General features: G+C 70.0%; 3 protein-coding genes. 1 reads left to right on the top strand and 2 read right to left on the bottom strand.

What is annotated here, in order from left to right; translation table 11 throughout:
- Positions 1–194 precede the first annotated feature (194 nt).
- Positions 195–509 (top strand): hypothetical protein, encoded by a 315-nt coding sequence (locus tag V7D28_RS14070; RefSeq protein WP_333588014.1) that lies wholly within the window; start codon positions 195–197, stop codon positions 507–509.
- Between the two features lie 61 nt (positions 510–570).
- Here the strand turns inward: V7D28_RS14070 and V7D28_RS14065 are convergent, their stop codons facing one another.
- On the bottom strand, positions 571–3,090 hold the full coding sequence (locus V7D28_RS14065) for a zinc-dependent metalloprotease (protein ID WP_333588013.1): 2,520 nt from the start codon (positions 3,088–3,090) through the stop codon (positions 571–573).
- Positions 3,091–3,245: 155 nt separating this feature from the next.
- On the bottom strand, positions 3,246–4,333 hold a 1,088-nt coding region (locus tag V7D28_RS14060; protein WP_333588012.1), incomplete at its 5' end, for an AI-2E family transporter.

Genomic DNA, 4,333 nt, shown 5'->3' with positions numbered 1-4,333 from the left:
CTACGAATCTGAGGGTCGGACGTTCGAATCGTTCCGGGCGCGCCACTTCTTCTTCCGACAACTGAGACAGCCCGGGCAGGGGCCTGAGCGCACTGCGGGGCGGGATGAACTCGTGCTATTGGGGCTTGATTGCGGGTGGGGGCGGCGCTGAGCGTTTCGGCGTGCGCGACGGTCACGCGCGGCTCCAATGACACGTGGACCGTGGAGACGACGCCGTCGGGGGCGGCGGTCGGACCAGCAACGGCTTCGCCTGTGATCAGACCCCGTGCTCCTTCAAGATGCCGCGCAAGTCCGAGTTCACCGTCAACATCACCAAGCCGGGCCACAAGCCTTGGACCGGCCAGGTGACGCATAAGGTGTCGGGCGCCGGCGGCGCGGGCATGGCGGGGAACGTCCTGGTGGGCGGGGTCATCGGCGCCGGCGTCGACGTGGCGACGGGCGCCATGCTCGACCTGGTTCCCAACCCGCTGACGGTGACGCTGGAGGCCGACGCCGGCGGCGCCAACTGAGGCATGGCGACGGGGCGGCGGCGCCTGGCCGGCCGCCCCGTCGGTGTGTTCGCTGATACCCCTACCCGCCGAGCGGTGGGCCGGGGGGCATGGGGAAGCGGGAGCGGGGCGTGGCGCCCCAGGCGGGCATCGCCGATTTGGGCGCATAGGCCGCCGGATCGGTCAGGTAGCGGTCGATGTCCCGGGCGCTCTGCCTCAGGAAGGCCTGGGTGAGGGGGTCGGCGTCCCGGCGGGACTTCAGCGTCCCGGAGAGCTCGGCCAGCTGGTCGAGCACATAGGCGCGGGCCTCGGGCGAGGCGTCGGCCTGGGCGCCCAGGATCATCATGGAGTCCAGCGCCACCTGCTGGGCCGTGCGCCGCAGGGACCGCGCTTCGAGGGTGGCGTCTGCCGGCGCCTTCCAGGTGGCGGCCATGACCGCCTGCACCATCTCCGGGAAGGTCAAGGCGTCGGGCTGGCGGGCGCCGAGCGCCACCATGCGCGCGGCCCTTTGCTTGTCGAACAGGGGCTCCAGGACCAGGGCGGCGAGGATCCGCGCGGCCTTGAGCTGGTCGAAGGCGCCGTCGCCGGACAGGTCCTCCAGATTGGGATTGGGGTCAGGCGTCAGCTGGGCCAGCAGGGTCTCGGGCAGGGCCAGGCGACGGGGCGACAGGGAGTCCAGCAACAGGCCCAGCACCTCGCGCTGCAGGGCGCCCGGCACGAACTCCGTAGGCGGAAGATCCTCGCCCGGCGCGACGATGTTCTGATAGAGGCCGCCGATATAGCCCTGGCCCGCCTCCAGGGCCCAGCGATGGTGCAGATAGGCCATCCAGAGGCGGGTGTCGCGCAAGGCGCCCACGGGCTCGCCGGGGGAGAGCATGCCCTGGCCGAAGGTCGCCAGCATGATGTCCCGCGCCGCCAGGGTCTCGGTCAGATATTCGGTGGGGGTGGCCCGGTCGTCGTACCAGGTCCAGCGGGGATCGGTGGGGGGCACATAGATGATGCCGTCCCGGCGCATCTCGGCGATCACGCCGTTCAACCCCGCCCTCTCGTCCTCCGGCGTGAAGGGCGTGTAGGCGTATCGCACCATGTAGTCGTCGTAGGCGCCGATGGCCTTCTGGAAGGACTCCGAGAGGTCCAGCCGCCCATTGCGGATCGCCACCCGCGGGGTGGGATACTCCATCACCGAGGCCCGCTCATTGAGGCTCGAGGCGAAGTTGTGGCCAAAGCCCAGGGCGTGGCCCAGCTCGTGGGCGGTGAGCAGGGCCTGGCGCAGCAGCACCATGTCCCGCTGGGCCGGCGGCATGCCGTCCAGTCCGCCTGGGCTCAGCAGGGACGGATCGGCCACGGTGACGCCCGTCCCGTCGGCCGGCAGGCCGCCGCTATAGGCGTCGAAATAGTTGGCCACGGTGCGGATGCGGTGGGAGTCCATCCGGGTCTTCGACCCCAGGATCTCGCCCGTCCGCGGGTCGCGATAGGTGCCGCCCGAGGAGAAGCCCCGCTCGTCCCGCTCGATCCACAGCACATAGGCGTAGCGGATATCCATGGGGTCCATGTCGGCGGGCGCGTCCACCGCCCGGACGGCGTTCAGGAAGCCGGCCTTCTCGAAGGCTGCGTTCCACCACAGGGTCCCGGCCTTCATGGCCTCGCGGAGGGGGGCGGGAATGGCGGGGTCGAAATAGAAGACGATCGGGGTCTTCGGCTCGCTCAGCGCGGCGGCGGGATCGGCCTTCTCCAGTCGCCAGCGGGTGATCCAGGCGGCCTTGGGTCGCTCGCTCACCGGCAGGGAGAAGTCCTGGAAGCGCAGGGTGGAGACCCCGATCCGCGGATCGGCCAGGCGCGGGGCGTAGTCCTCCGGCGGCTTGAGGAAGGAGTGGTGGATCCGCATCGTCAGGTGACGACCGTCCGGGGTCACGTTGCGCACCAGGGGGCCGGGATTGTCGGCGCTGAAGGTGACCAGGGTCTCGATTTCCGTGTTCAGGGGAAAGGCCTTCATCCGCGGCGGATGGAAGGCCGAGCGCGCCGCATCGAAGCGGAAGTTCCCTTGGCCCGCCCGTTGCAACTGCCCCTCCACGCCGGCGGCGTCGCGCATGAAGAGCGGGGTGGCGTCGACGATCACCTTGCCGCCGACCTCGGTTTCCACGGGCAGGACGGCGAGCAGGGAGGTGGGGAAGGACTGAGCCACATTGGCCGCCCGCTCGGGCCCTTCCGAGGCCCGATAGGCGGTGTTCTGCTCCATCACCAGAACCTTGGCGCCCACCCGCTGAAACTGGATCACGCTGGAACGCAGGATGCCGCGGTCCAGGGGCAGCTCCACCGAGCCGCCGCCGCTGGCGGCGGAGACGTAATAGAGGACGTCCGTGTCGAAAGCCGGCGCTTCCAGAAGGACGCGGCCACGGGCGGCGTCCCAGTAGAAGGGCAGGTAGCCTTCGGTTCGGGGCAGGCCGGCCACCCCGCGAGTGGCGACGGCTCCCGCCGCCGGGGCGGGCGATTGCGCGAGGCTGGACCCCGCAGCCGCCACGCCTGACCAGAGGGCCAGAACGCAGGCCCCGCTTCTCCAGACGGCCCGCCGCCGCGCCGCCCTCAGTCCCGTTGCGCCCGCCATTTCCGTTCTCCGCCCCTATGATGGACGGTATCCAGCGCGCGGCGGCGCTTGGCCTCAATATCCGTCAATATGGGCGTCGTACTTTTTGGAAATGTGCGCGATTTCCCGTCAACCTGATGAAATCCAAATTGAGATCGTGGGCGCCGCTGTCACGGTCAGGCCTTGGCCACGTCCCCTTCGCCAGGCACGTCCGCGCTCTCGCCGAGCGTGTTGCGGATATAGAGGATCTTGATCAGCACGAAGAGCACCACCATCAGCGGCGCGGCCAGGACGACGCCCAGCGGGCCGAAGAGAACGCCGAAGCCCAGCACGGCGAACAGGGTCAGGGCCGGGGGCAGGTCCACCGCCTTGCGCTGGATCAGGGGGTAGGTGAGGTTGCTCTCCACCTGCTGGACGATGAAGTAGACGAGGATGGTCCAGACCACCAGCATCGGGCCGTCCTGCAAGGCCAGCAGGATGGCCGGAATCACCGAGACGACCGGTCCCACCACCGGCACGAAGGCCGCCAGGGCGGCGAACAGGCCCAGCGCCACGGGCGAGGGCAGGCCGATCAAGGCCACGCCGATACCCGTCAGCACGCCCACCACCGCCATGGAGGCGAACTGGCCCAGGAGCCAGCGCCGCAGCACGTTCCCGCTGACATTCAGGGCGTGCCGCATGGGCTCGCGCGGGCCGCGGGGGACGAGGCTGAGCAGGCCGTCGCGGGCCGAACGGGGATTGATGGCCAGATAGATGCCGGCGAAGACCACCACCAGCAGGTTGGTGGCGATCCCCGCCAGGCTCATGGCGTAGCCCCCCACCCGGCTGAGGATGGACTGCAGCGGGCCTGCGGCGTCCCGGGCCGACTGGCCGAGGTCCATGCTCTCCAGCTCGCGCAGGATCTGCTCGGCGAGGGGCATGGAGGCGATCTGGGCGCGGAAGGCCTCCGGACTGTCGGGAAGAGCGGCGATCAGCTCCTCCACCTGCTCGGCCGCCGTGGCGCCGAACAGCCAGAAGGCGGCCGTGAGCAGGGCGACGATCACCAGGCCCCCCACCAGCAAGGAGAGGCCCTCGTTCAGGGGTGTGAAACGATGGATCGGATCCCCCACCGCCCTGAGCAGCACCGCGATGAGGATGGAGCCGAAGGCCAGCAGCAGGACGTCCAGCAACTGCCAGAGCACCAGCAGCACTACGCCCACCCCCACCAGGAACAGCACACGCCGCACGAAGCCCGGCGAGAGCGAGCCTCGGGCTGGGGCTGGGG

Source organism: Phenylobacterium sp. (genome assembly GCF_036723115.1).
Taxonomy (GTDB): domain Bacteria; phylum Pseudomonadota; class Alphaproteobacteria; order Caulobacterales; family Caulobacteraceae; genus Phenylobacterium.
The sequence above is the reverse complement of the archived record's forward strand: the minus strand, read 5'-3'. Positions and strand labels throughout refer to the sequence as shown.

What these genes read in the sequence shown, in the direction of transcription:
- V7D28_RS14065 (WP_333588013.1), bottom strand. Translation starts at nt 3,090, where the DNA reads ATGGCGGGCGCAACGGGACTGAGGGCGGCGCGGCGGCGGGCCGTCTGG.